The 24,971-nt window shown below is 70.3% G+C and carries 23 protein-coding genes; 12 read left to right on the top strand and 11 right to left on the bottom strand.

What is annotated here, in order from left to right; all coding sequences use genetic code 11:
• Positions 1–77 precede the first annotated feature (77 nt).
• Together ACPA54_RS03640 and ACPA54_RS03635 are read left to right on the top strand one after the other, a co-directional pair.
• Positions 78–494, top strand: coding sequence for an ASCH domain-containing protein (locus ACPA54_RS03640; RefSeq protein WP_423526652.1), 417 nt, complete (start codon positions 78–80; stop codon positions 492–494).
• A gap of 114 nt (positions 495–608) precedes the next feature.
• Positions 609–965: a helix-turn-helix domain-containing protein gene (locus ACPA54_RS03635; protein ID WP_423526651.1), complete on the top strand. Its 357-nt coding sequence runs from the start codon at positions 609–611 to the stop codon at positions 963–965.
• Here the strand turns inward: ACPA54_RS03635 and ACPA54_RS03630 are convergent.
• Positions 962–1,729, bottom strand: coding sequence for an enoyl-CoA hydratase family protein (locus ACPA54_RS03630; RefSeq protein ID WP_423526649.1), 768 nt, complete (start codon positions 1,727–1,729; stop codon positions 962–964). The two genes, ACPA54_RS03635 and ACPA54_RS03630, sit on opposite strands and share 4 nt — an antisense overlap.
• Before the next feature lie 110 nt (positions 1,730–1,839).
• On the bottom strand, positions 1,840–2,499 hold the full coding sequence (locus ACPA54_RS03625; RefSeq protein ID WP_423526647.1) for a TetR/AcrR family transcriptional regulator: 660 nt from the start codon (positions 2,497–2,499) through the stop codon (positions 1,840–1,842).
• A 124-nt stretch (positions 2,500–2,623) separates the two neighbouring features.
• Between ACPA54_RS03625 and ACPA54_RS03620 the strand changes: the two genes are divergently transcribed.
• Genes ACPA54_RS03620 through ACPA54_RS03605 form a run of 4 tightly spaced genes read left to right on the top strand, consistent with a single transcriptional unit; the run spans position 2,624 to position 8,491 of the window.
• Positions 2,624–4,297 (top strand): carboxyl transferase domain-containing protein, encoded by a 1,674-nt coding sequence (locus tag ACPA54_RS03620; RefSeq protein WP_423526645.1) that lies wholly within the window; start codon positions 2,624–2,626, stop codon positions 4,295–4,297.
• Positions 4,298–4,329: 32 nt separating this feature from the next.
• A complete protein-coding gene (locus tag ACPA54_RS03615) occupies positions 4,330–6,366 on the top strand; it encodes an acetyl/propionyl/methylcrotonyl-CoA carboxylase subunit alpha (protein ID WP_423526887.1) in 2,037 nt (678 codons plus the stop codon).
• Positions 6,363–7,325: a hydroxymethylglutaryl-CoA lyase gene (locus ACPA54_RS03610; protein ID WP_423526643.1), complete on the top strand. Its 963-nt coding sequence runs from the start codon at positions 6,363–6,365 to the stop codon at positions 7,323–7,325. Before ACPA54_RS03615 ends, ACPA54_RS03610 begins: the two co-directional genes overlap by 4 nt.
• Positions 7,326–7,327: 2 nt before the next feature.
• On the top strand, positions 7,328–8,491 hold the full coding sequence (locus ACPA54_RS03605) for an acyl-CoA dehydrogenase family protein (RefSeq protein ID WP_423526885.1): 1,164 nt from the start codon (positions 7,328–7,330) through the stop codon (positions 8,489–8,491).
• Positions 8,492–8,603: 112 nt separating this feature from the next.
• Here ACPA54_RS03605 and ACPA54_RS03600 read toward each other — a convergent pair whose 3' ends face one another.
• Positions 8,604–10,064: an MFS transporter gene (locus ACPA54_RS03600; protein WP_423526642.1), complete on the bottom strand. Its 1,461-nt coding sequence runs from the start codon at positions 10,062–10,064 to the stop codon at positions 8,604–8,606.
• 134 nt (positions 10,065–10,198) lie between these two features.
• On the opposite strand from ACPA54_RS03600, the gene ACPA54_RS03595 reads away from it, so the two are divergent.
• From ACPA54_RS03595 to ACPA54_RS03580, 4 genes are all read left to right on the top strand, one after another.
• Entirely contained in the window at positions 10,199–11,224 is a 1,026-nt protein-coding gene (locus ACPA54_RS03595; RefSeq protein WP_423526640.1) for a helix-turn-helix transcriptional regulator, read from the top strand.
• A 138-nt stretch (positions 11,225–11,362) separates the two neighbouring features.
• Complete coding sequence (locus ACPA54_RS03590; RefSeq protein ID WP_423526638.1) at positions 11,363–12,271, top strand: SDR family NAD(P)-dependent oxidoreductase; 909 nt, start codon at positions 11,363–11,365, stop codon at positions 12,269–12,271.
• Between the two features lie 255 nt (positions 12,272–12,526).
• On the top strand, positions 12,527–12,817 hold the full coding sequence (locus ACPA54_RS03585) for a YiaA/YiaB family inner membrane protein (protein WP_345681086.1): 291 nt from the start codon (positions 12,527–12,529) through the stop codon (positions 12,815–12,817).
• Between the two features lie 99 nt (positions 12,818–12,916).
• Complete coding sequence (locus ACPA54_RS03580) at positions 12,917–13,384, top strand: YbaK/EbsC family protein (protein ID WP_423526636.1); 468 nt, start codon at positions 12,917–12,919, stop codon at positions 13,382–13,384.
• Positions 13,385–13,480: 96 nt separating this feature from the next.
• Here the strand turns inward: ACPA54_RS03580 and ACPA54_RS03575 are convergent, their stop codons facing one another.
• The 6 genes from ACPA54_RS03575 to ACPA54_RS03550 all read right to left on the bottom strand — a co-directional run bounded on the left by ACPA54_RS03575 (position 13,481) and on the right by ACPA54_RS03550 (position 20,520).
• On the bottom strand, positions 13,481–15,025 hold the full coding sequence (locus ACPA54_RS03575) for an acyl-CoA synthetase (RefSeq protein WP_423526634.1): 1,545 nt from the start codon (positions 15,023–15,025) through the stop codon (positions 13,481–13,483).
• 319 nt (positions 15,026–15,344) lie between these two features.
• Positions 15,345–16,016, bottom strand: a complete 672-nt coding sequence (locus tag ACPA54_RS03570; protein WP_423526632.1) for a nucleoside/nucleotide kinase family protein — start codon at positions 16,014–16,016, stop codon at positions 15,345–15,347.
• A complete protein-coding gene (locus ACPA54_RS03565; RefSeq protein ID WP_423526631.1) occupies positions 16,007–16,429 on the bottom strand; it encodes a GlcG/HbpS family heme-binding protein in 423 nt (140 codons plus the stop codon). Before ACPA54_RS03565 ends, ACPA54_RS03570 begins: the two co-directional genes overlap by 10 nt.
• A gap of 47 nt (positions 16,430–16,476) precedes the next feature.
• Positions 16,477–17,334: a protein NO VEIN domain-containing protein gene (locus ACPA54_RS03560; RefSeq protein WP_423526630.1), complete on the bottom strand. Its 858-nt coding sequence runs from the start codon at positions 17,332–17,334 to the stop codon at positions 16,477–16,479.
• On the bottom strand, positions 17,318–19,150 hold the full coding sequence (locus ACPA54_RS03555) for a DEAD/DEAH box helicase (RefSeq protein ID WP_423526629.1): 1,833 nt from the start codon (positions 19,148–19,150) through the stop codon (positions 17,318–17,320). Before ACPA54_RS03555 ends, ACPA54_RS03560 begins: the two co-directional genes overlap by 17 nt.
• Positions 19,147–20,520, bottom strand: a complete 1,374-nt coding sequence (locus tag ACPA54_RS03550) for a transcriptional regulator (protein WP_423526627.1) — start codon at positions 20,518–20,520, stop codon at positions 19,147–19,149. Before ACPA54_RS03550 ends, ACPA54_RS03555 begins: the two co-directional genes overlap by 4 nt.
• A gap of 99 nt (positions 20,521–20,619) precedes the next feature.
• On the opposite strand from ACPA54_RS03550, the gene ACPA54_RS03545 reads away from it, so the two are divergent.
• Both ACPA54_RS03545 and ACPA54_RS03540 read left to right on the top strand, forming a co-directional pair.
• Complete coding sequence (locus tag ACPA54_RS03545; RefSeq protein WP_423526626.1) at positions 20,620–21,363, top strand: hypothetical protein; 744 nt, start codon at positions 20,620–20,622, stop codon at positions 21,361–21,363.
• Between the two features lie 367 nt (positions 21,364–21,730).
• A complete protein-coding gene (locus ACPA54_RS03540; protein WP_423526625.1) occupies positions 21,731–23,032 on the top strand; it encodes a DNA cytosine methyltransferase in 1,302 nt (433 codons plus the stop codon).
• Between the two features lie 22 nt (positions 23,033–23,054).
• Here ACPA54_RS03540 and ACPA54_RS03535 read toward each other — a convergent pair whose 3' ends face one another.
• Positions 23,055–23,531 carry a very short patch repair endonuclease gene (locus ACPA54_RS03535; RefSeq protein WP_423526883.1) on the bottom strand — a complete coding sequence of 159 codons (477 nt, stop codon included), beginning with the start codon at positions 23,529–23,531 and terminating at the stop codon, positions 23,055–23,057.
• Positions 23,532–23,781: 250 nt separating this feature from the next.
• Positions 23,782–24,957 carry a NaeI family type II restriction endonuclease gene (locus tag ACPA54_RS03530; RefSeq protein WP_423526623.1) on the bottom strand — a complete coding sequence of 392 codons (1,176 nt, stop codon included), beginning with the start codon at positions 24,955–24,957 and terminating at the stop codon, positions 23,782–23,784.
• Positions 24,958–24,971: the final 14 nt, after the last annotated feature.

Raw genomic sequence — 24,971 nt, 5'->3', positions numbered from 1 at the left:
CCGGCGCGCGGTGCGGGCTGCGTTGTTTCTCTCACCGCGGTGTCCCCGACCGCCTCGCCCGGGCACAATCGTCGCCCATGACCACGCCCCCGCGCCTCCTCGCACTCGGTTTCCCCGGACCCCTGCGCGACCGGCTGGTCGCCGCGGTCCTCGACGGCACCAAGACCTCCACGACCGGCCTCGTCGAGGACTATGCCCACGAAGGCGAGCCGCTGCCCTGCAGCGGCGACCGCTACACCGTCGTCGACTCCCACAACCGCCCGGTCGCCGTCGTCGAGGTCGCCGAGGTCCGCACCCTCCGCCTGGCCGACGTCGACTGGCCCCACGCCCGCGACGAGGGCGAAGGCTTCGCCTCGGTCGCCGAATGGCGCACCGACCACGAGTCCTTCTGGCACAGCGACGCCATGCGCGACGCGCTGGACGACCCTGCCTTCACCGTCACCGACGACACCCTCGTGGTAGCCGAACGCTTCCGCGTGGTCGAGGTCCTCTGACGACTGCCACCCTGGTTGTCCGGCAGGCCGAGGCATCCTTCGACTGCTTGTTCGACGCCCACGACCTTGGGGAGCCGCAAGGTGACGACAGCGGTGGACGACGCGACTCGATCCGTGCCCCGCACTTCCGGGCGTCGAGCCCGGGCGCTGCTGCACACACGTCTGGAGCGTCAGGCTGCCCGGCCGCCGGAGATGCAGGCGGCCTACGACGATGCCCGTGCCGCGGCGCGCTTCGGCGAAGCCGTGTACCAGCTTCGTACGGCGAAAGGCTGGAGCCGGCGGCAGCTTGCCGACGCGGCCGGAATGAAGCAGCAGAGCATCTCGCGGATCGAGGAGAGCGCCTCCGCGCTGCCCACCTTGGCGGTCATCCACAAGATCGCCAAGGCGCTCGGCGCGGACGCGCGCGTCGATATTCACACCGGCGAAGGTGCGGACACCTTCGAGTTCACCCTGACCCCGCAAGCCGCCTAGGCGTCCGGCGCCCAGCGCGGGGGGCGGTGTTCGGCGAAGGCGCGCATACCCTCGGCGGCTTCTTCGGAGCCGAAGAGTTCGGTGGAGAGGCGGACCACGCCCGGGCCCTCGTCGGCCACGCGGGCGGTGAGGGCGGTGTTCAGGAGGCGCTTGGTTTCGGTGAGGCCTTGGCGGGAGGCGAGGCGGAGGCCGGACAGGAGGTGCTCGGCGGCGGCGTCGGTGCCTTCGATGCCCTCGCCGCAGAGGGTGAGGAGGCCGATGCGCTGGGCCTCGAGGCCGTCGAATTCCTCGCCGGTGAGGAAGTAGCGCGACGCGGAGCGCGGGTCCAGGCGCGGCAGCGTGGTGAGCGAGATGATCGCGGGTGCCAGGCCGAGGCGGACCTCGGAGAACGCGAACGTGGTCGCGGCGGGCGCGACGGCGAGGTCGCAGGCGCCGACCAGGCCGAGGCCGCCCGCGCGGGCGTTGCCGCGCAGGTGGGCGAGGACCGGGACGGGCAGGTCGACGATGCGCTGGAGCAGGCCGAGGAGCCGCCCGGTGCCCCGCTCCATGCCGCCGTCGGCGGCCTCGCGCAGGTCGGCGCCGGCGCAGAAGGTGGGGCCGGTGTGGGTCAGCACGACCGCGCGCACGGACGTGTCGACCGCGACCGCGGACAGCACTGTGTCGAGTTCGTCCATGAGTGCCGCGGACAGCGCGTTGCGGTTCTTCGGGGAGTCGAGCGTGATGGTGGCGACGGCCGCGTCGTGCGAAAGGGTGACGAGAGGCATGCGGACTCCGTGAGTGGGTGGGGACTGGGTCGGTGCCGCGGGACAAGTGAGGGGCGCGGTCCGCGTTTGAGCGCGCGACGCGGGCGCGACGCGAGCACCATCGCCCGTCCCTAGGCCGCGCCGGCCGCCGCGAACGCTCCCAGGGCGAGCGTCCGCAGGAGTTCCCCCATCGCCTCCGGCGACGGGGGCCGCGGACCGCGGGCCGCGGCGCTGTGCGGGGTGGAGTTGAGCAGACCGAAGACGGCGTGGACGGCGGCGCGGGCACGCGCTTCGCCCTCGCGGGACGTCTCCGGCGCCGCGGCCGCAGCGGCCGCGCCGTCGTCGAAGCCGGGATAAGCCTCCCGGACCACGTCCACCCATATCTCGACGTATGCCCGCTGCAGCCGCCTTACTCGCCGCTGATCCGCGTCGGACAGGCTCGCCAAGTCGCGGTCGTGCAGCACGATCAGCGCCCGCTCGTTGAGCGCGAAGTCGATGTGCCCGCACACCAGCGCGTCCAGCCGCGCGGCCGCGGACTCCGCCTCGGCGACCCGCTGCCGCCCGCCCGCCAGGAGCTGCTCGCTGATGCCGACCAGGAGTTCGGCGAGCATCGCGTCCTTGCCGCGGAAATGCCGGTAGAGCCCCGGCCCGGTGATCCCGGACGCCGCGCCGATCTCGTCGACGCTCACCCCGTGGAAGCCGCGCGCGGCGAACAACTGCGCCGCCTCGCGCAGGATCTGGGCGCGGCGCGGGCTCGTGGGGGCGGGTTCGCGCACCTGGTCGACCGACATGCCCACCATGCTAGACAGCGACGTTAACGATCGCTAACGTCGGGGGCATCAAGTCTTGTTAACGATCGCTAACGTACGCCGCTCGGGGCGGTACCGCGGCGGTCGACACGCGGAGGCAGGCGGCATGCGGGTGACCCCCACGAACCCCGGCATCCGGGCGGCGGACCCGGGCGGGCAGCGCCCCACGATCGGACCGCGCCTGGCCACGCGCGCGGACGTGCACGGGGACGCCTATCGGAGCAACGAGAAGGCGCACCGCGCCGAGGCCGACGAACTGCGCGAGCGGCTCGCGCAGGCGGCCGAAGGCGGCGGCCAGGCCGCCCGCGACCGGCACACCGCACGCGGCAAGCTGCTGCCCCGCGACCGGGTGGACGCGCTGCTCGACCCGGGCTCGCCGTTCCTGGAGATCGCCCCCTTGGCCGCGTACGGCATGTACGACGGCGCCGCCCCCGCCGCGGGTGTGGTCGCCGGGATCGGCCGGATCGCCGGCCGCGAAGCGCTCGTGGTCGCCAACGACGCCACGGTCAAGGGCGGCACGTACTACCCGCTCACCGTGAAGAAGCACCTGCGCGCGCAGGAGATCGCGTACGAGAACCGCCTGCCGTGCGTCTACCTCGTCGACTCCGGCGGCGCCTTCCTGCCCATGCAGGACGACGTGTTCCCCGACCGCGACCACTTCGGCCGGATCTTCTACCACCAGGCCCGCATGTCGGCCGCCGGTATCCCGCAGATCAGCGCGGTCCTCGGATCCTGCACGGCGGGCGGGGCGTACGTCCCGGCGATGAGCGACCAGACCGTCATCGTCCGCGACCAGGGCACGATCTTCCTCGGCGGCCCCCCACTGGTGAAGGCCGCGACCGGGGAGATCGTCACCGCGGAGGAACTCGGCGGCGGCGACGTGCACGCCCGCGTCTCCGGCGTCGTCGACCACCTCGCCGAGGACGACGCGCACGCGCTGCGCACCGTCCGCGACATCGTCGCCGGGCTCGGGCCGCGCGCGGCGCGCCCGTGGGACGTGGCACCGGTCGAGGAGCCCGCCGTCGACCCGGCCGGGCTCTACGGCGTCGTCCCCGCGGACAACCGCACGCCCTACGACGTGCGCGAGGTCATCGCCCGGATCGTCGACGGCTCCCGCTTCGCCGAGTTCAAAGCCGAGTACGGCACGACCCTGGTCACCGGCTTCGCCCGGATCCACGGCCACCCGGTCGGCATCGTCGCCAACAACGGCATCCTGTTCTCCGAATCGGCGCTCAAGGGTGCGCACTTCATCGAACTGTGCGACCAACGCGCCATCCCCCTGCTGTTCCTGCAGAACATCACCGGCTTCATGGTCGGCAAGGCCTACGAGAACGGCGGCATCGCCAAGCACGGCGCCAAGATGGTCACCGCCGTCGCGACGACCCGGGTGCCGAAGCTGACCGTGGTGATCGGCGGTTCGCACGGTGCGGGCAACTACTCGATGTGCGGGCGCGCGTATTCGCCGCGCTTCCTGTGGATGTGGCCCGGCGCGAAGATCTCGGTGATGGGCGGCGAACAAGCCGCGACCGTGCTCGCGACCGTCAAACGCGACCAGATCGAAGCGCGTGGCGGGGAGTGGCCCGCGGACGAGGAAGCCGCTTTCCGGCAGCCGATCCTCGACCAGTACGAACGGCAAGGCAGCGCCTACTACGCGACCGCCCGGCTCTGGGACGACGGGATCATCGACCCGCTCGACACCCGCACCGTGGTCGGACTCGCCCTGTCCGCGTGCGCGAACGCGCCGCTGGCCGACCCGGGCTTCGGCCTCTTCCGGATGTGAGCGCGATGCCCGAGAACCCCACCCCCCGCAGCATGTTCACCACGGTCCTCATCGCCAACCGCGGCGAAATCGCCTGCCGCGTCATCCGCACGCTGCACGCGAACGGCATCCGCGCCGCCGTCGTCTACACCGACCCCGACGAACGCGCCCGGCACGTCCGCGACGCCGACATCGCGGTGCGCGTCGGCGACTACCTCGACATCGACGCCGTCGTGGACGCCGCGGTCCGCGCGGGCGCCCAAGCCGTCCACCCCGGCTACGGATTCCTCGCCGAGAACGCCAAGTTCGCGCGCGCCGTGAGCGAGGCAGGGCTGACCTTCATCGGCCCGCCCGCCGAGGCGATCGACCTCATGGGCGACAAGATCCGCGCCAAGGAGACCGTCGCCGCGTTCGGCGTCCCGGTCGTCCCCGGCAGCCGCGGATCCGGCCTGACCGACGAGCAACTCGCGGACGAGGCCCGCAAAGTCGGTCTGCCGGTGCTGATCAAGCCGTCCGCGGGCGGCGGCGGCAAAGGCATGCACCTGGTCCGCGACGAAGCGCGCCTCGCCGACGAGATCGCCGCGGCCCGCCGCGAAGCCGCGGGCGCGTTCGGCGACGACACGCTGCTGATCGAACGCTGGATCGACCGGCCCCGGCACATCGAAGTCCAGGTCGTCGCCGACACGCACGGCCACGTCGTGCACTTCGGCGAACGCGAATGCAGCCTCCAGCGCCGCCACCAGAAGATCGTCGAAGAAGCCCCGTCCGTGCTGCTCACCCCGGCACAGCGTGAGGCGATGGGCACCGCGGCGGTCGAAGCCGCCCGCTCCTGCGGGTATGTCGGCGCGGGCACCGTCGAGTTCATCGTCCCGGGCGGCAACCCCGACGACTTCTTCTTCATGGAGATGAACACCCGGCTCCAGGTCGAGCACCCCGTCACCGAAATGGCCGTCGGCGTCGACCTGGTGAAGCTGCAGCTCGACGTCGCCGCCGGACTGCCGCTCGACTGGGACCAGAACGAGGTCTCCTACGACCGGCACGCCGTCGAAGTCCGCGTCTACGCCGAGGACCCGGCCCGCGGCTTCCTGCCCAGCAGCGGCCGCGTCCTCGTCCTGCACGAACCGGAGCTCGCCCGCGGCGACGGCGACACCGAAGTCCGCGTCGACTCCGGCCTGGTGCGGGGCTACGAGGTCGGCACCGGCTACGACCCGATGCTCGCCAAGATCGTCGCGTGTGCCCGGGACCGCGAGACCGCGCTGCACGCGCTGCGCCAAGCCCTCACCCGCACCACCGTGCTCGGCGTCCGCACCAACATCGGTTTCCTGCACCGTCTCCTCGCCGACGACGACGTGGTCGCCGGGCGCCTGGACACAGGGCTCGTGGAAGCCGTCCAGGACCGCATCAGCGGCACCGACCTGCCGCCCGGCGCGGTCGCGCTCGCGGCGCTCGTCGGCCAGGCCGGGCTGGAGCCGGAGGCGGACGCCGACGGCTGGGTCGACCCGTTCTCCGTCCCCACCGGCTGGCGCATTGGCACCGCCGCACCCACCGTCCACGAGTTCCGCGTCGACGGCGGCGAACCCGTCGAGGTGCGCGTGTACGGGCGCGGCCGGCACACCACGGTCGCCGTCGCCGGGCGGCCCGCCGAGCCCGCGCACGTGGCGTTCGACGGCCCCGACACCGCGCGGCTCACGTTCGGCGGCCTGACCGAGACCTACCGCCACGCGCGCGCCGACGACGGCAGCCTGTGGCTGTCGCGCGGCGCCGACACGTGGCGGGCCGTGCCGTTCGACCCGGTCGAGGCCGGGCCGGGCGCGGCCGGAGCGGGCGGCGACGGCACGCTCGTCTCGCCGATGCCCGGCACCGTCACGGTGGTCAAGGCGGCCGCCGGCGACCGGGTGACCGCGGGGCAGGCGGTCGTGGTCGTCGAGGCGATGAAGATGGAACACGCCGTGGCCGCACCGTTCGACGGCACGGTCGCCGAACTGCGGGTCGACGCGGGCGCCCGCGTCGCGCTGGACGAAGTCCTCGCGGTCGTCCACCCGGTGGAGAGCGACTCCGCGAGCGCACCCGACGAGGAGGTGGCCGGATGAACGGCCTGCCCATGGTCGTCCCCGAGCCGGGGCTTCCGGCGGAGGTGACGATCCACGAAGTCGGCCCGCGCGACGGGCTGCAGAACGAGTCGGGGATCGTCGCGGCGGCGGACAAGGCCGCGTTCGTGCGGCGCCTGGCGGACGCCGGGCTGACGACCATCGAGGTCACCAGCTTCGTCCCGCCCGCATGGGTTCCCCAACTCGCGGACGCCGAAGAGGTGTTCACCGCGGTACGAGACGATCCGGCGGTCTCGCCCGCGCTGAACCTGCCGGTGCTGGTGCCGAACATGCGCGGGCTCGACCGGGCGCTCGGGCTCGGTGCGCAGCAGGTCGCGGTGTTCGCGAGCGCCACCGAGACGTTCGCGCAGCGCAACCTGAACCGGTCGTTGGACGCGGCCCTGGAGATGTTCGAGCCCGTCGTGCGGCATGCGTCCGAAGACGGTGCGTGGACGCGCGGCTACCTGTCGATGTGCTTCGGCGATCCCTGGGAAGGCCCCGTCGACCCCGCCAAGGTCGTCGACGTCGGTGTGCGGCTGCTGGAGATGGGCTGTTGGCAGCTGAGCCTCGGCGACACGATCGGTGTCGCCACTCCCGGCCAAGTCGGCGCATTGATCGGCGCGTTCGCGCGTGCCGGGGTCGGCGTCGGCAAGCTCGCCGTGCACTTCCACGACACCTACGGCCAAGCGCTGGCCAACACGCTCGCCGCGCTCCGGCTCGGCGTGACGACGGTGGACGCGTCCGCGGGCGGCCTCGGCGGCTGCCCGTACGCGAAGAGCGCCACCGGAAACCTCGCCACCGAAGACCTGGTGTGGATGCTGACCGGTCTCGGCATCGACACCGGCGTCGACCTCGGCCGCCTCGTCGCCACAAGCGCGTGGATGGCCGACCGATTGGGCCGACCCAGCCCGTCCCGTACCGTCCGCGCACTCGCGGGGGCCTCCGCAGGGGAGAAGCAGTGACCATGCTCGACCACCGGCTCGGCGAAGAACACGATCTGTTGCGCGAGACCGTCCGCGAATTCGCGAACGACGTCGTCGCGCCCGTGATCGGGGACTACTACGAACGGCACGCGTTCCCGTACCCGATCATCCGCGAGATGGGGAAGATGGGGCTGTTCGGCCTGCCGTTCCCCGAGGAGTACGGCGGCATGGGCGGCGACTACCTCGCCCTCGGCATCGCGCTGGAGGAACTCGCCCGCGTCGACTCGTCCGTCGCCATCACCCTGGAAGCCGGCGTCTCGCTCGGCGCCATGCCGATCCACAAGTTCGGCACCGAGGAGCAGAAGCGGACGTGGCTGCCGCGGCTGTGCGGCGGCGAGATCCTCGGCGCGTTCGGCCTCACCGAGCCCGACGGCGGATCCGACGCGGGCGCGACCCGCACCACCGCGCGCCTCGACGAAGCCACCGGCGAGTGGGTGATCAACGGCAGCAAGTGCTTCATCACCAACTCCGGCACCGACGTCACCGGATTCGTGACCGTCACCGCGGTGACCGGCACGGACGCGGACGGGCGGCGGCAGATCTCGACGATCATCGTGCCGTCGGGGACACCGGGGTTCACGGTGGCGCCCGGTTACTCGAAGGTCGGATGGAACGCGTCGGACACGCACGAGCTCGCGTTCGACGACTGCCGGGTTCCCCAGGCCAACCTGCTCGGTGAACTCGGGCGTGGATACGCCCAGTTCCTCAACATCCTCGACGAAGGCCGGATCGCCATCGCGGCATTGGCGACCGGTCTCGCACAGGGCTGCGTCGACGAGTCGGTGCGCTATGCGGGCGAGCGCAAGGCGTTCGGCAAGCCCATCGGTGCGAACCAGGCCATCGCGTTCAAGCTCGCCGACATGGAACTCCGGGCGCACACGGCGCGGTTGGCGTGGCGGCATGCCGCGTCGAAGCTCGTGCACGGGGAGCCGTTCAAGCACGAGGCGGCGCTGGCGAAGCTCTACACCTCGGAAGCGGCCGTCGACAACGCGCGCGAGGCCACCCAGATCCACGGCGGCTACGGGTTCATGAACGAGTACCCGGTGGCGCGGTTCTGGCGGGACAGCAAGATCCTGGAGATCGGCGAGGGCACGTCGGAGGTCCAGCGGATGCTGATCGCCCGCGGGCTGGGCGTCGGCGGCTGACGCTGCCGGGGAGACTGCGGGGAGTGCCGTCGGGGGTGCTGTCGGGAGGGCAGACGGGAGGGCAGACGGGAGTGCCCCGGCCGAGTGGTGCTCGGCCGGGGCACTCGCGTGTTCACCGGGCGGCGATGACCCGCCGCAGTCGGGCGCAGATCACCGCCGTGACCACGGACAGGCCGCACAGGACGGCGACGACCGTGAGCGTGCCGGTGCGCCAGTCGCCGTCGTCGGGGTGGTCGCCGATGACCGCGAACAGGGTGGAGCCGACGGCCGCGGCACCGGTGGCCAGGCCGATCTGCATGGCGGTGGTGAGGACGCCGCCGGCGAGCCCGGCCCGGTCGACGGGGAGCGCGGAGAGCGCCAGCCCGAGCAGCGGCACCAGGACCAGGCCCCAGCCGAGGCCGACGACGAACAGCGGCGCGAGCGTCTCCGGGAGCGTCAGTGACCCTTCCGCGTTCGCGGCGACCGCGGCGAACGCGGCCAGGCCGCCGCCGAACAGCAGGGCGCCGACGACCAGCACGGCGGCGCCGAAGCGGGCCACGAGGGGCTGGGCGTACACCGCGACCGCGAAGAAGCCGATCGCCGTCGCGGTCATCGCGAGCCCGGAGCGGATCGGCGTGAAACCGTGGCCCACCTGGAGCACCATCGCGAGGCTGAACATGAAGCCGCCGATGGCGATGGCGAAGATCAGCATGGCGCCCAGCGCCAGGCGGGCCGCCGGGAGCCGCAGCAGCGACGGCGGGAGCAGCGGCGTGCCGCCCGCGCGTTCCATCCGCCCTTGGGCGAGGGCGAACGCGGCCGCGGCGGGCAGGACGAGCGCGAGCGCGACCCAGGTCCAGACCGGCCAGTCCTCCGCGCGGCCGAGGGTGAGCGGGATCAGGAGGAGGGCGATGGTGGCGGCCAGGGCCAGCGCGCCGCGGATGTCGATCCGGGCCGCGACGGGTGCCTTGGTCTCCGGCACGAGGCGGAGCGCGAGGAGGAACGCGGTGATCCCGATCGGCACGTTGACCAGGAACAACGGGCGCCAGCCGGTGCCGAAGAGGTCGGCTTGGAGCAGCAGGCCGCCGGCGATCTGGCCGATCGCCCCGGCGGAGCCGGCGACCAGGCCGAAGATGCCGACCGCGCGCTGCCGGTCCGCGCCGTCGAACCCGGCCTGGATGGCGGCCAGGACCTGCGGGGACATGAGCGCGGCGGTGAGGCCCTGGAGGATGCGGAACACGATGAGCGAGGTGACGTTCGGGGCGAGCCCGCAGGCGGCGGACGTCACGGTGAAGCCGACGAGGCCGGTGAGGAACAGGCGGCGGCGGCCGAAGCGGTCGCCGAGGCGGCCGCCCGCGACGAGCGTACAGGCGTAAGCCACCCCGTAACCGGACACCGTCAGCTCGAGCTGGGCTTCGCTCGCGTGCAGGTCCTTGCCGATGTCGGCGAGCGCGACGTTGACGATGAACGCGTCGAGGATGGGGAGGAAAGCGCCGAGGAGAAGGATGGGGAGGGCGCGCCACCAGGTCGAGGGGGCGCCGTTTCCGGCCGCGACCGGGGGCGGTGCGGCGGGGAGGACAGTGGTCGAGTTCGCCATGGCGTCGAGCTTGGCCGCGCTCGGTAACTGGTACCGAGAGCCTGGCGATACTGGTAGTGGCCGAACCTGGATACCTCGGCGGGAAGGGGTGAGGATGGTCGGGTACCCCGTCACCGCTCCGGAGGCTTTTCACCATGCCGCAGGAATCCACTCGGGGAGAACCCGCACCGTTGACCGCCGACTGGGGCGGCTCGCCCGCCGACTGGAGCGGTGGTGCGGCTCCTCCCGCATCGCCGGCCCGACGCGTCCGGCCGACCCGTGAGCAGACCGCCGGGCGGCGGCGGGACCTGGGCGACTTCGTCCGGTCGCGGCGGGAGCGGACGACGCCGGAGATGGTCGGACTGCCGCCGGGACCGCGGCGGCGCACGCCCGGACTGCGGCGGGAGGAAGTGGCGCTGCTCGCGGGTATCGGCGTGACCTGGTACACGTGGCTGGAACAGGGCCGGTCGATCAACGTGTCGGCGCAGGTGCTGCTGTCGGTGGTGCGGGTGCTGGGGCTCGACGACGTGGAGCGTGCGCACGTCTTCCGGCTCGCCGAACTGCCCGATCCCGAGCTGGTGGTGTCGGTGCCTCAGGTCGGGGAGGGGGTGCAGGCCGTCCTCGACCAGCTGTCGCCGTTCCCGGCGGCGGTGATCGGGCCGCGCTGGGAGATCCTGGCGAGCAACCGGGCGCACGTGGGGTTGATGGGGGACTACCCGGCGTTGCCGGCCTGTTCGCGCAACATCATCTGGCTGGTTTTCACCGACCCGGGGTGGCGCGCGTTGACCGCGAACTGGGAGCTCGCGGCGCGGTCGCTGGTCGCCAAGATGCGCGGGGCGAGCGCGGCGGACGCGGGCGATCCGGGGTGGGCGCAGTTGCTGGACCGGCTGCGGTCCGCGTCCCCGGAGTTCTGCGAAATGTGGGACCGGCAGGACGTGTTGGGCTTCGACAACGCGATCAAGTGCTTGTACCACCACGAGCTGGGGACGCTGAACCTCCAGACCGTGAACATGGTGATGGGGGATCAGCGGGGGGTGCGGGTCACCGTGTACACGCCCCGGGACGAGGAGACGCGGGAGAAGCTGGCGGGGCTGCCGACGGTGACGCCGCGGAAGATCGAGCAGGCGCCGGAGGCGGTGGCCCGGGAGTATCTGCGGGGAGAGGTTTTGGTGTCGGCTTAAGGGCGTGGCGGTCCGTGGTCGGCGGGTTTCGCCGGCGCGGGCCAGGTCCCGCGGGACTCTTGATTCCCGTAGCGAAAACAGGTTGTCTCTAGGTGGGCGTGCGGTACCCGGGCCGCGCCACGCTTACGGAGGTCAACCGTGTCTGAGATCCGCTTCGACGGGCAGGTCGCCTTGGTCACCGGCGCGGGGCGCGGCCTCGGCCGCGAGCACGCGCTGCTGCTGGCGGCACGTGGCGCGAAGGTCGTCGTCAACGACGTGCGCGATGCCGCGGGGGAGAGCCCGGCGGACGAGGTGGTCGCGGCGATCGTGGCGGCGGGGGGCGAGGCGGTCGCCGACACGCACAGCGTCGCGGAGGAAGCCGACGCCGTGGTGGGGACCGCGGTGGACACGTTCGGCGGGCTGGACGTGCTGGTCAACAACGCGGGCATCTCGCACGGGGGGATGTTCGACCAGATCCCGGTGGAGATGTTCGACCGGATGATCGACATCCACCTGCTGGCCACGGTGAAAGTGACACGTGCCGCGTGGCCGCATCTGCGGGAGCGGGGTGGGCGAATCGTCAACACGACGTCGAACTCCCTGTTCGGCATCACCGGGACGACGCACTACATCACCGCCAAGGGCGGGGTGCTGGGACTGACCAAGTCGCTGGCGATGGACGGCCGGTCGGCCGGGATCAAGGTCAACGCGATCATGCCGTGCGCGTACACGCGGATGACGGCGAATATCCCGGACGAGGCGTTCCGCGGCTTCCTGGAGAAGCACTTCACCGCGGACAAGGTGGCGCCGTTCGTGGTGTGGCTGGCGTCGGCGGGCGTGCCGGTCAGCGGGGAGGTCTTCAGCGTGGGCGGCGGGCGCGCGGCCCGGGTCGTGCTGGGTGTTGCGGGGGACGCGGTGGGGGCGACGCCGGAGGCGTACGCGGAGCGGGTCGACGAGCTGATGGACATGGGGGCGGTGGAGTTCCCGCGGGACGCCACGGCGGAGGTGCGGCTGGCGGCGCGGGGGTTGGGGTTGGGGGAGGGGTTGGATGGGGCTTGGGAGCAGTAGGGGGTAGGTCACCGGCCCGGTGAGTTCTCACTCGCCCTCATCGGGCCCTCCCTCCTCCCACCAATTCGGGCTGAGAGTCTGCGGGCGCCCTCCCCCACCCCCGCCACCGCCGGATCTCTCCGACACCCCCACCTTCACCCGCCACCCCCACCCCCGTCGAATCGCTTTCGCGCCCCCTGTGGATAACCCCCTACTCCCTCAACTTGAGTACCCCTACTCAGGCCCTCCCCGCCCCGCTCCCGCCACCATGCATGCATGACAACGCCCTTGCAGCCGAAGAACTCGGCGATGTTCTACATGCAGGCGTGGATCTCCTTCGTCGTCGCCATGGCGGCGATGGGGATCGGCATCGCCTACCTCCCGGTATCGGCCTGGATCCGCGGCTTCGTCGCGCTCGGCGGCCTGTACCTCGTGACGTCCTCGTTCACCCTCGCCAAGGTCATCCGCGACCGGCAGGAGACCGAGACGATGGTCAACCGTGTCGACCAGGCCCGGTTGGAGAAGCTCCTTTCCGATCACGACCTCTTCCGGCCCGAGTCGGTGTGACCCGTGGCGCGCGCGGCGCGATGGCGGCACCTTCGAGCGGCGCGGCACGTCGGCGCGACAGCGCGTGGCGTGCCGCCGACCCGCGCTAGGCTGCCGCTCATGACCACTCCGCTCGAACGTGTCGCCGCGGACCTGGCCCGCCACGGGATCACCGGTGCGGTCCGCGAACTCCCGCAGGACGTCCCGACCGCCGCGGCCGCCGCGGAAGCCCTCGGCTGCGAGGTCGGCGCGATCGCGAACAGCCTCGTCTTCAACGCCGACGGCGCGCCGCTCCTGGTCCTGACCAGCGGCGCGCACAAGGTCGACACCAAGCGCGTGGCGCGCCTGATCGGCGCGGCGAAAGTCCGCCGCGCCGACCCGGAGTTCGTCTTCGAGGCCACCGGCCAACGGGTCGGCGGCGTCGCCCCGACCGGCCACCCCGCCCCGATCCGCACCGTCGTGGACGCCTGGCTCGGCAAGTACGACGAGGTCTGGGCAGCCGCCGGACTCGCCCACACCGTCTACCCGACGACCCTCGACGAACTCGTCCGAGTGACAGGCGGAACCGTGGCCGAGGTGGGGGACTGACCGGCTGGACCTTCGGCGGTCGGGACGTATCGCCGGTCGGGGACTGACCACCGGGACCATCGGCGCCTGGGCGTACCGCCCTTGGGCTTACCGCGCCTAGACGTATCGCGCCTTGAGGATCCGCTTCACCAGCTTCCCGGTCGGCGTACGCGGCAGCTCGTCGACGAAGTCCACACTGCGCGGCGCCTTGTAGTGCGCAATGCGGCTGCGGACGAACTCGACCAGCTCGCGTTCCAGTTCGTCCCCGGGCACCGCACCCGCGGCCGGCTGGACGACGGCCTTGACCTGCTCGCCCATCTCCTCGTCCGGCACCCCGATGACCGCGACGTCGTGCACCTTCGGGTGCAGCGCAAGCACGTTCTCGATCTCCTGGGGATAGATGTTCACCCCGCCCGAGATGATCATGAACGCCTTGCGGTCGGTCAGGAACAAGAACCCCTCGTCGTCGACGTACCCCACATCCCCGGTCGTCGTCCACGTCGGATGCTGCGGGTGCCGCGCGGCCCGCGTCTTCTCCGGATCACCGTGGTATTCAAACGGCGCTTCCTCCCGCTCGAAATACACCGTCCCCGTCTCACCCGCGGGCAGTTCCTCACCCTCGTCCCCGCAGATCCGGATGACACCGAGCCCCGCCCGCCCCACCGACCCCGGCTTCGCCAGCCACTGCGCCGCGTCGATAAGCGTGACCCCGTTGGCCTCGGTCGCCGCGTAGTACTCCTGCAGGATCGGCCCCCACCAGTCGATCATCGCGCGCTTCACCTCGACCGGACACGGCGCGGCCGCGTGGATCGCCACCTTCAGCGACGACAGGTCGTACCGCTCCCGCACCTCCGCCGGCAGCTTCAACGTCCGCACGAACATCGTCGGCACCCACTGCGAATGCGTGACGCGGTGCTCCTCGATCGCCGCCAACGCCCGCTCCGCATCGAAGCGTTCCATCATCACCACGGTCCCGCCGGTGCGGTGCACGATCCCGGCCGCGAACCGCAGCGGCGCCGCGTGGTAGACGGGCGCCGGCGACAGATACACCGTCGACTCGTCGAACCCGTACAACGCCCCGAACACGCTGACCAGGGATTCCCCCGGGTCGTCGATCTGCCGCTCCGGCAACGCGCCGCGAATCCCCTTGGGCATCCCGGTCGTTCCCGACGAGTACAACATGTCGGCCCCACACGGCTGCTCGGCCAACGGCTCCGCCGACACGCCCTTCAACGCATCCGCATAGTCCGCATGCCCCGTCACCGGACCATCCGCGGACTGGTCGAACGCGAGCCGCACCTCCACCCCCGGCGTCTCCGCCACGATCGCCTCCGCCAACCCCCGCAGCGACGCGGCAGCCACCAGCGCCCGCGCACCGCAGTCGTTCACGATGTACGCGATTTCGCCGGCCGACAGGTGGTGATTGACCGCGGTGATGTACAGCCCCGACCGCAGCGCCGCCCAATACACCTCGAAACACCGCGGGTTGTTGTCGCTGAGCAACGCAAGCCCATGCCCGCGGCGCAGCCCGGCGTCGTACAGCAGCCGCGCCAACCGCACGGATTTCTCGTCGAGTTCGCGATACGTGACGGTGCGGCCGGAGCCGGCCATCACGACGGCGGGCTTGTCGGGCGTGGTGCGGGCGTACGTTCCGGGATACATCGGACTCCTCGCCGTCGCAGGATCGCACTTGTCGACACGCGCTTACCGAGACTTGCCCGAGCCCTCGGGCCGAAGGCCCGAGGCCCAGGGCCTGAGGCTTGCATGGCTTACGAGGCTCACAAGGGCTTACAAGGGCTTACAAGGCGGAGCTGGAACGCCCACAACGGTGCCAGACATAGCCCGCTTCCGGGAGGACATGCGACACGATCAGGCGACTACGCGGGTCCGCGGGCTGCGTAGGTTCCGCGGGCTGCGCGGCTCACCCACGCGGCCGATCCCGCACTCGGTGACGCCGCCCAACCACCCAAACGCCGCTCCATCATCCGATCGCCCTTACCCGCAGCACCCGATCGCACCGCCCCGCAGTCCCCTTCACCACCTCCCCATTGGGCCGATCGCTCCGCTCCACCCAATCCCGCGCCGCGGCCGCATCCCGCCCGCCGGCCCGCTGCCGTGCGAACAACCGCTGCTCCCGCACCTCGTCGGGTGCATCGACGTACCACAGCAGGTCCAGATGACGGCGCACCGCCCGCCACTCCGGCGCATCCACGGCGAGGTAGTTCCCCTCCGCCACCACCAGCCGCACCGAAGGCGCCACGACATGCCGCGCGGCGATCGGCTGATCCACCACCCGGTCGTAATCCGGCACGAACACGTCGTGCCCCGGCTCGCTCACCAACCGCCCGAGCAGCGCCGCGTACCCCCACGCATCGAACGTCTGCGGCGCCCCCTTGCGCTCCAACCATCCGATCCGCGCCAGCTGTTCGTTCGACAGGTGGAACCCGTCCATCGGCACGTACGCCGCGACTCCCGGCCCCAGGACACCCCCGACCCCGTCCACCAAAGCCCGCGCCAACGTCGACTTCCCCGCCCCGGGCGCCCCGACCAGCCCGACCACCATCCGGCCACTCCCACACCGCCGGACGAGCGCCACCAACTCATCCACCAACCCGTCCGCGGTGACGTCCTCCACCACCCCGTTCACTTCCACGCCGCGGCCGCAGCCTCCGCACACGCCACGTCATCCGCCGCATCCGGAGCCCCGCTCACCCCCACACCCCCGACAACCCGCCCCTCCCACCGCAACGGCACCCCGCCGCCGAACACCACGTACCGCCCCCCACCGGCCGCCTGCAACCCGTACAACCCACCTCCAGGCGCCGCCGCCTCCGTCAACTCATGCGTCGCACAACTATTCGCCACCGCCGTATACGCCTTCCCCACCGCCAACTCCGGCCCGGCAATCTCCGCCCCGTCCATCCGCTGAAACGCGACGAGATTCCCCCCGGCGTCGACCACACCCACCGACACCTTCACCTCACGCCGTCCCGCCTCCTCCAACGCCGCCGAGCACAACGCCAACGCCTCGCCCAACCCGACCTGCCGCACCATGACGATTTCCATGCGCGGCAGCATGCCAGGGCGGTGGTCACGGTGAGCAGAGGCGCGGGTCAGTGGCCCCAGTCGCGTGTCCCGGTCAGGAGTCCGGGGGCGTCGGCGGACAGGACCGGGGCGAGGGCTTGCACCCCGGGGGTTTCGACGTCGGGCGGGACGTCTAGGCGGCACGCTTCCCAGCGGCCGTGTCCGCGATCGGCCGGTGCTTGAGCCAGGATCCAATCGCGTCCCACAGATGCGATCGCGGAGGCTCGGAGTTCGGGACCTAGCCTGACGACCACGAGGTGCCACGTCGGGTCCCGGCGCATGGTCTCGAACTCGTGGCGGCTGATGAACACCGTGAGGCGCGTGCGGCGGGTCGTGGCCTTCACCTCGAGGCGCGCGTCGAAATTCGCGGCGCGCACGGCGATGTCGTAGCCGTAATGGTCGGAACGGGCCGCAACGTGTTCGACTTCGGCTGCTACCGCACCGCAGAGCAACCGCATGAGTTCGTGTTCCCCTGCCGACCCGACCCGGGCACGCTCGGCAGTGTCGACCTTTCCCCAGACTTCGAGGACACGGGCGAAAGCCTGCTCGGCATCGAGTCCGAGTGCTACTGCCGCCCGGAGGGCGTCGTCGGGCAGCTCGTCGGGGGACTGCACCAGCGTGTCCGCATCAGGAAGCCAGGCAGCGCCGCTGTCGGCGATGGCTGCATCGAACAGGAGAACCCGCGCCTCGATCGGTGCGGTGGTGTTCCGCTCAAGCAATCCCAGGGACCGAATCCAGGTGTAGGCGGTGTCGTACTGGGTCGGGGTGAGGTCGCTGAACTCCGCATGGGTGGTGAAAAGGGCACGGCAGCGCGCGGGACCGGAAGCGGGCAGACGCTCAAGCCACCGCCGCGCCGCGAGCAGGACCGGATCAGGGGGTACGGGCACGGACGTGGCCGATGAGCGCCTGGATATCCCGCATGTCCATCCCGCCGCCGATGGCCGGCTCCTCATCGAGGTCGGCGAGTTCTTGGACGGTCGGGTCGTCGAGGATGCGGCCCATGAACTGCAGTTTGTCGTTGAGCCGCTGGGCGACGACTTCGTCGACGGTGCCCTCCGACGCGAGGACGACCACGCGTGTCTCGGTGTCTGGCGCGAGGCCGAGCCGGTGGATGCGGTCGAGGCTCTGCAGGAAGCGTCCAGCCGCGAAGTCCCGGTCGACGTAGACCGCGTCGTGGCAGTCGTGGTGGAGACTGATGCCTTCGCCGAGGGTTGCCGGGTTGGACAGCAGCACCATGCAGTCGGGGTCGTCCCGGAAGCGGCTGATCTGCTGTTCGCGGTCCTCGGTGCCTCCGTGGACCACGGCCGGCGAGTAGCTTGCCAGAAGCCGCTGCAGTGTGTTGAGGCTGCGGATGAACGTCGACCACACCAGGGTCTTCCGGCCCAGGGCCGCGTTTGCGGCAACAATGGCCAGAACCTCCTGGTACTTCGGTGACATCTCGTAGCTGGGCAGATCCTGCATGAGGTCGTACAGCGGGGTGCCCTCGCCGGCGGTGAGAGGAGGCACGCGGTAGGCGAGCGGCTCGTACTTCGTGGTACCGACAGCGAGGAGGGCTGGGCTTGTCGCAGCCATCAGCATGTAGACGACAGCACGTCCGAGGGCGCGGAAGTCGTCCTCCCAGCCCGTGGCCCGGGAGGAGTAGCGGCCAGCCAGCGCGTCGTACACTTCTTGGTGCAACGGCGGCAGGGGAAGAAGGCGGATGCTCGTCGTTACTGGCGGGAGCCCGAGTTCGTGCTTCGTGGTGCGGGTGAACAGCGGCCGCAGCACTCTGCTGGCCTTGGCCAGGTCGCCACCCGCGACGGCTTGGACGACCTGCTGCCGCCCGTGCCCCGGCCAGACGAAGCCGAACAGGTTCTCCAGGTCTTTGACCCCGTTGGGGGCGGGCGTCCCCGTGAGGATGAGCCGACGGCGGGCCCGGGGGCCGAGGGCGAGGCATGCGGAGCCGTACGTGCCCTCCGCACCGAGCTTCATCCGGTGGGCCTCGTCGAGCAGGAGCAGGGATGGCCGCGCGGCCAGCCATGCGCCGAGTTCGTTCACGGCGCCGTCAAGGCGTTCGTAGTTCACGATCAGTGCGTCAGCAGCGGCGTCCGCATCCCGGGAGAAAACCTGCATCCGCAATGGCTCGCCCAGGCACTGCCGGTTCTCGTACGCCCAGGATTCGTAGCACGATTTGGGGCCGACGATCAGGAGCCGACGGACGTCGCCGGCGTGCCGCAGGGCCTGGAACAGAGCAAGGCCGACCCGGGTCTTGCCAGCTCCGGGCACGGAGAAGTTCGCGCCGTGCCGAAGCGAGAGCAGCTTGGCGGTGTCGCGTCGCTGGAACGGCGTCAGTGCTCCCATCCAGCCGGGGCCGAGGATCTCGAGCAGGTCGTCCGGGTGCACTTCGCCGTTGTGGTCCGCGGTCGGGTCAAGCCGTGCTGCGACGGCCTGCGCATCGGCAGCCGAGTCCGTGGCGAGCGCGGCCAACTGCGGGTCCCAGGAGACTGTGTCGTGCTGCGGCCAGTTGGCGAGAGCCGCAAGGTTGGTCAGCAGATCGTCGATCGCCACCTCCATCGTGCCCGCGGAGCGTTGCACGCTGGTGCGGAATCGCAGAGCGAGGCGCCGCAGATCGCTCTCGAAGCTCTTAGCCGCCCGCAGCCGGGCCTTGGTGACGTCCTCGCCGAAGCCGATGGCGAGGCTTGGTTCGGCCGACGGTGCGGTCACCGGGCATCCCGGGTGGAGTCGAGGAGCCAGGCCACGCCCTCACCCGGGTCGCTGAACGCTCGCCCGGCCTGTTTGGCCAGCCGTACAAGGCTTGCGCGCAGCGTGATCAGCGCCTCGTCGAAAGCCTCCTCATCCAGCGTCCGCTTGGCGCGGGCGTCGGCGAACTCGGCTGCGCATTGCGCGACATAGTCGGCAGCATCGGACAGCCGGGTAGGAACGGCGATCTTGCGCTTCTCCAGCATGGCGTTCTGGCCTGCGAGCCGGACAGCTGTGTCGAACGTTTCGCGCGCGGCACGCAGCAGGCCGTCAGCTTCGGAGACCCGCGCGGGATCGGCCTTGGCGTCGACCTGGGACGCTGCTTTGGCTTGGAGAAGCGTGTCCGTCAGCGCCCTCCCGGTCCTCACAGCCGTGCTGCCGTCGGCGATTGCGACTCCTGGGAGGCCCGGGATGGCGACCGACGAGGCTTCCTGGACGCTCGGACGCAGTTGCGGGGGAAGCCGCTCGTCGAGGTACCGCGCGTGGAAGTCGGCTTCAGCCAAACGGAGCGAGGTCTTCGGGAAGTTCAGCACGACCATGGCCAAGCGCGACTCCTTGAGCTGCTCGGCCGCGTCGGGGTCGACCTTGGCCAGCTTGGTGAAATCGCGGCACAGCTCGCGGAGCTTCTCCTGGTGGTCTTCGAAGTCCACGAGGCGCAGCGACGCCTTCCCTGCCGACTTGCTGCGTTCGATCGCTTCAAGGATCAACTGGTAGACCCATCTGTCCTGGTGGAGGGTGGGGGTCTTGATGTTGAAGGCCTTGGCGACGTCCTCCTCACGGCGCCCTGCCGCGAGTTCATCCTCGATGGCGATGAGCCTGTTGATATAGGAGTAGTCGCGCCGCTTGTCCCGCCGCAACTGGATGGACAGTTCGACGTCGTTGATGTCGGAACGCGACGTATCGGGCGGCAGGACGGCTACGCGGATGTCCTTGATACCCAGGTCGCGGAGTGCGGCGGCCCGGGTGTTCCCGTCGACGAGGATGCCGTCCGGAGTGATGATCCCCGGTTCCTTCTGGCCGAAGTCGTCCAACTCGTCGCGCAGGGCGATGTAGTCGGGGTCGATGTCCTCCTGCTTCGACGGGTTCCATCGGAGCAGGTCGCTGAGGTACTGCTGTCCCTCTTCGCTCCAGGGAGACTGCTCCAGAACCCGGTTGCGGTCCGGGTTGAGCGTGCGCTGGGCGCGGATGCGGTGGGTGTCCGGGTTGAAGTAGAGCGTGTGCACCGGCATCGTGATGACGTCCAAGTGCCTGGGCTCTCCCCGCCATTCGACGGTGAGCCGCGCGCCTCCCTCGCGGATGACCTGGGCGAGGCGCTCTTCCACCAACGAGCGCACGTTCTCAGCCTCAGGGGGGACGCCGAACCTCACAGCCATGCCAAAGCCTCCAGGGCAATACCAGCGCGTTGGTGTGCAGCATCATGTCAGGATTCGCCGATGACGGCGTCCAGCACGACGATTTGGGCCGACACGGCCTGGGGAACGGAGCGAACGGTGGCGCTGCCTGTCTGGAATGACCCGAATTCCAAAGCGGGAACCATGGTCCGCGGCGCACTCTGGCTTATGCAGGAAGTCGGTGAAGGCGGAACCTTCACCAAAGAAGACCTGAGGCAGGCATTTCCCGGTGTCGCGCAGGCCGACCGCCGGATCAGGGACCTCCGCACCCACGGCTGGGTGATCCTGGCAAGCACTGAGGATGCGACCTTGATGGCAGAGGAGCAGCGCTTCGTGCGGGCCGGGGTACCCGTATGGGACCCCGCCGCCCGCCGTGCCGGCGCCTCGAAGGCGGTCACTGCAAAAGAGCGTCTGGATGCCATGGACCGGGACGACTTCATGTGCACGGTGTGCGGCATCAGCGGCGGCGACGTCTACCTAGAGGACTCCAACCAGACGGCCGTGCTGTCGGCGACCCGCCGCGAAACCGTCATGCCCGACGGGCGGCGGGAGACGCTGCTCGTCACGGAGTGCAAGCGGTGCCGCTCCGGGTCCGGCGGGGGTACAGCCGACGCGGCCGGACTGCTCGGTGATATCCGGGCGCTTGATGCCGAGGACAGGCGACGCCTCGTCCGATGGATGGAGCGCGGCAGGCGGGGCTCGACCCCGCTGGACCGCGCGTGGAACGCCTATCGCCGGCTGCCCGCCGATGCCCGGGCGGCGCTGAAGGCATCGCTGGACGATTGACGCGCCGGCGCTGGCCGCGTTGGCGCACGGCGGATTCGGCCGTTTTGCGAGGTTGCTCTACCCTGTGGACTCGCACCTTCGAATGCACTTCACGGCGCCAGGCCACTGCTGCGCCCTCGTCTGCGGCGCAGCTGCGGCGTCTGCGTCGGCATGTCTGACCAGCGGGAATGAGGATTCGAGGCCGTGTCGGGGCGAGTCTCTAGAGTCGCACATATGATCGACTCGCGGTCCCGGGATCCGCTGGCGGAGCGGCAGCTGGGGATAGGGTTCTGGACGCGGCATGCCAAGGGTTGCGTTGCCGTTTGACCGGCAAGTCGTTGGTCACTTGACCCGGCCGGATCTGTCCGTGCGCATTGGGAGGGACGTCATGTCGGCATCGGAGGGCACTGGCCCGCTCGACGTCGTCGAAATCTGCGCTGGTGCCGGCGGGCAGTCGCTCGGCCTGCACCGGGCTGGATTCCGCCACCTCCTCGCTGTCGAATTGGATGCGAACGCCGCCGAGACGCTGCGCGTGAACGCTGCGAGGACCGGCGAGGACTGGGACATCCGGATCGGTGACGCCGCCGACCCGGATATCTGGGAGCCCGATGAGTACAAGGGAGTTGACCTCCTCGCTGGAGGTGTCCCCTGCCCTCCGTTCAGCATCGCCGGGAAGCAGATCGGCGCCGGGGATGAGCGGGATCTGTTTGCGTGGGCAGTGTCCGTCTGCACGCGGATCCAGCCCAAGGCGCTGCTGCTCGAGAACGTCAGGGGTCTCAGCACCGGCCGGTTCGCGGCGTACCGCCAGGAAGTCTGGAACCGGCTCCAAGACGCGGGCTACATCCCGTTCTGGCAGCTGATCCACGCTGCTGACTTCGGTGTGCCCCAGCTTCGGCCCCGGTTCGTGCTCGTGGCCCTGCAGGCTGAGTTCGCCCCGTACTTTGCGTGGCCGCAGCCCAAGGCCGGCCGCCCGCCGACGGTGGGCGAGACCCTCGTCGACCTCATGGCGGCCAACGGCTGGGAAGGTGCCGCTGCCTGGGCGGAAGGTGCGAACGACATCGCTCCGACCATCGTGGGCGGCTCCAAGAAGCACGGCGGCGCCGATCTGGGGCCGACACGGGCGAAGAAAGCGTGGGCGAAGCTGGGCGTCGATGCCCTCGGTGTCAACGACGCGGCACCGCCCGCGGGGTGGCGCGCCCCAGACGGCGTGCCAGGTCCCAAACTGACTACCGAGATGGTGGCCCGTATCCAGGGTTGGTCGGGCGACGACTGGGTGTTCCACGGGAAGAAGACAACGCGGTACCGGCAGATCGGCAATGCGTTTCCCCCGCCGGTCGCCCAGGCGCTCGGCGAGTCCATTGCCCGGGCGCTCCGCAAAGAAGGGGAGCCGCAGGCCCTCGTCGAATCCACCGAAATCGTGCTCGACCCGGTGTACAAGATCCTGCGGAGCGTCACAAAGCCGCTGAGTGTTGAACAGATCATTGCGCAGCTTGCCAAAAGCGGGGTGCAGTTGTCTGTGCCCGAAGTCGAGCGGCATCTGAGCCACATCAGCCGTGACTTCGCGCTGGACACCGTGGAGCGGGCATCCGGACGCCTGGGATACGAGCTCCGTGAGTTCAAGGCGTTCGTCGGACAGGAAGACCACGAGCGCCATGACTTGTTCACGCAGTTGCGGATGAAGATCAGCTGACCTGCCCTGGTTTCTGAGGAGATCAGCCCTCCAGTTTCTTCAGCCGCGTCACCGTGGCACACACCTGTCGTGCGCAGTCTGCGGCAGGCTGGTGCTCCCAGAACCGGAGGACCGTCCATCCGTTCTCGACGAGTTTCGCGTCCGTGTCGTGGTCCCGCTCGATATTGCGGGCGATTTTGTTGCGCCAGTAATCCGGATTCGTCTTCGGCGGGACGTAATGTTCCGGGCAGCCGTGCCAGTAGCAGCCGTCGATGAAGACTGCGACGCGGACCGGACGGAACACCAGGTCAGCCGTCCGGCGCATGCCCGGCAGGGGCTTGGCGGCGACTCGGTAGCGGAGGCCTGCGGCGTGCACGAGCTTGCGCAGCGCAAGCTCCGGAGACGTGTCCCGGCTCCTGTTGCCGCGCATGCTGCGCCGGTTCGCCGCTGAGGATGCCCAGGACCCGTCCGGCGCTGTCCACTCCGGGGGTGCGGCCGAGGAATCAGAAGAAGGCGTCATCGTTGTCTTCGGGGTTTCAGGAGCGGTGGTCACCGGGTCGTCGTCAGTTGGACGGCACCGAGTACCGTCCACTTCGACGGTACCTGGCCCACCCGCCGTCGACGGATGTGCGGCCGCATTTCGTATACCGGTGGATTCTCCGCCCATGGCGTCGGAACTCCGTGCTGCTAGGTGATTTCTGTCGGGATCTCTGAGACCCGGGCAGCTGCTAGTGGGTGCTGAAGCCGGAGCAGTCCGGCGCATCGATTTCTCAACTGTCAGGCAGGTCGGGCGCCGGAACCGGATCAAGCTGCACCGGGTCATCCCCACGAGCGCGTGCCCAGCACTGGCCGTCGAGCGAGAACTTCGGCCGCACATCGTCAGACGGGACTGGAACGAGGCGGGTGGAGATCCACTCACCCTTGACCGGTACCAGCAATCCGAGCGCACGGGCGATGTTCGGATGGGAGCCTTGGTGGCCCAGCACGACGATGCCCTCTCGGCGCAGCCGCTTCCGCGCGTCGCGGGCTCGCTTCGGCGCGTCATCCTGCTGACCCACGGTTAGCACGGTCTGTCGGCCGATGACCCGGTCCTGCACCTCGCGGAACAGCTGGTTCACCCGCTGCTGGCCCGACGAGGCGCGGCGCGGCAGCGATGCTGTGAGAATCCGCTCGCGTGCTGCGGCATCCAGGTGGAGCAGCAGGTTCGTCGGCAGATCCGACTGGAGCCCGCCCCAGAGCCAGTACACCTGGGACTTGGCGCTCTCGGAGATCTTGCGCTTGTTGTCCCGGTTGTAGGCACGGACACGGTTGCCGTCTGCGTTCCGCTCCTTCTTCCAGCGCAGGCGCTCATCAGTGATCCGCACTACGCCCGCGGCCCACTGGCTCGTGTCGTCGTTCATCCAGGTCAGCAGTGCGGCATGGTCGGCACGGCCGCTCCGCTCGCCGTGGTCGGCGCACAGGTACATCTCCATGGGGATCTCCCAGCCGCCGAGATCCTTGGAGAACTTGCAGTCGATGTCGAGGCCGGCGATGGACCAGTCGAGGTCTGCGCCGTTGTCGATGGCGAACTCCTTGGTGAGGTTCACCTCGACGGTCGTGCCGAGATGAGTCCTCTCAGTCTTCGTCAGATGCTGGTACGCCCACCGCCCCGTCCGCTGGCCGTCGAGCAACTCGTCGAGGGAGTCGCGGAGTGCCCAACGGAAACGCTCCCGTGCCTCCGGCTGCTCGGCGAACCACGTCACGAACGGAGCAAGGTCGTCAGGGATGTCCTGCGTGAGGCCTGCCGGGATCCGCCACTCGCGCGGCATCTTGCTCATGGCCCCGCGCGGGGGATCCCAGGTACGGAAGGTGTTACGGCGTGAGTGCTTCGCAGCCAACGCCCGCGACTCCTGCATGCCGGCCTGCGCAGCACCCTGCGGGAAAGGGAGGCCCTCTTGTGTCGTCACGCAGGAAAGTCTGG

Source organism: Uniformispora flossi (assembly GCF_049534875.1).
GTDB lineage: Bacteria > Actinomycetota > Actinomycetes > Streptomycetales > Streptomycetaceae > Yinghuangia > Yinghuangia aomiensis.
The sequence above is the reverse complement of the archived record's forward strand: the minus strand, read 5'-3'. Positions and strand labels throughout refer to the sequence as shown.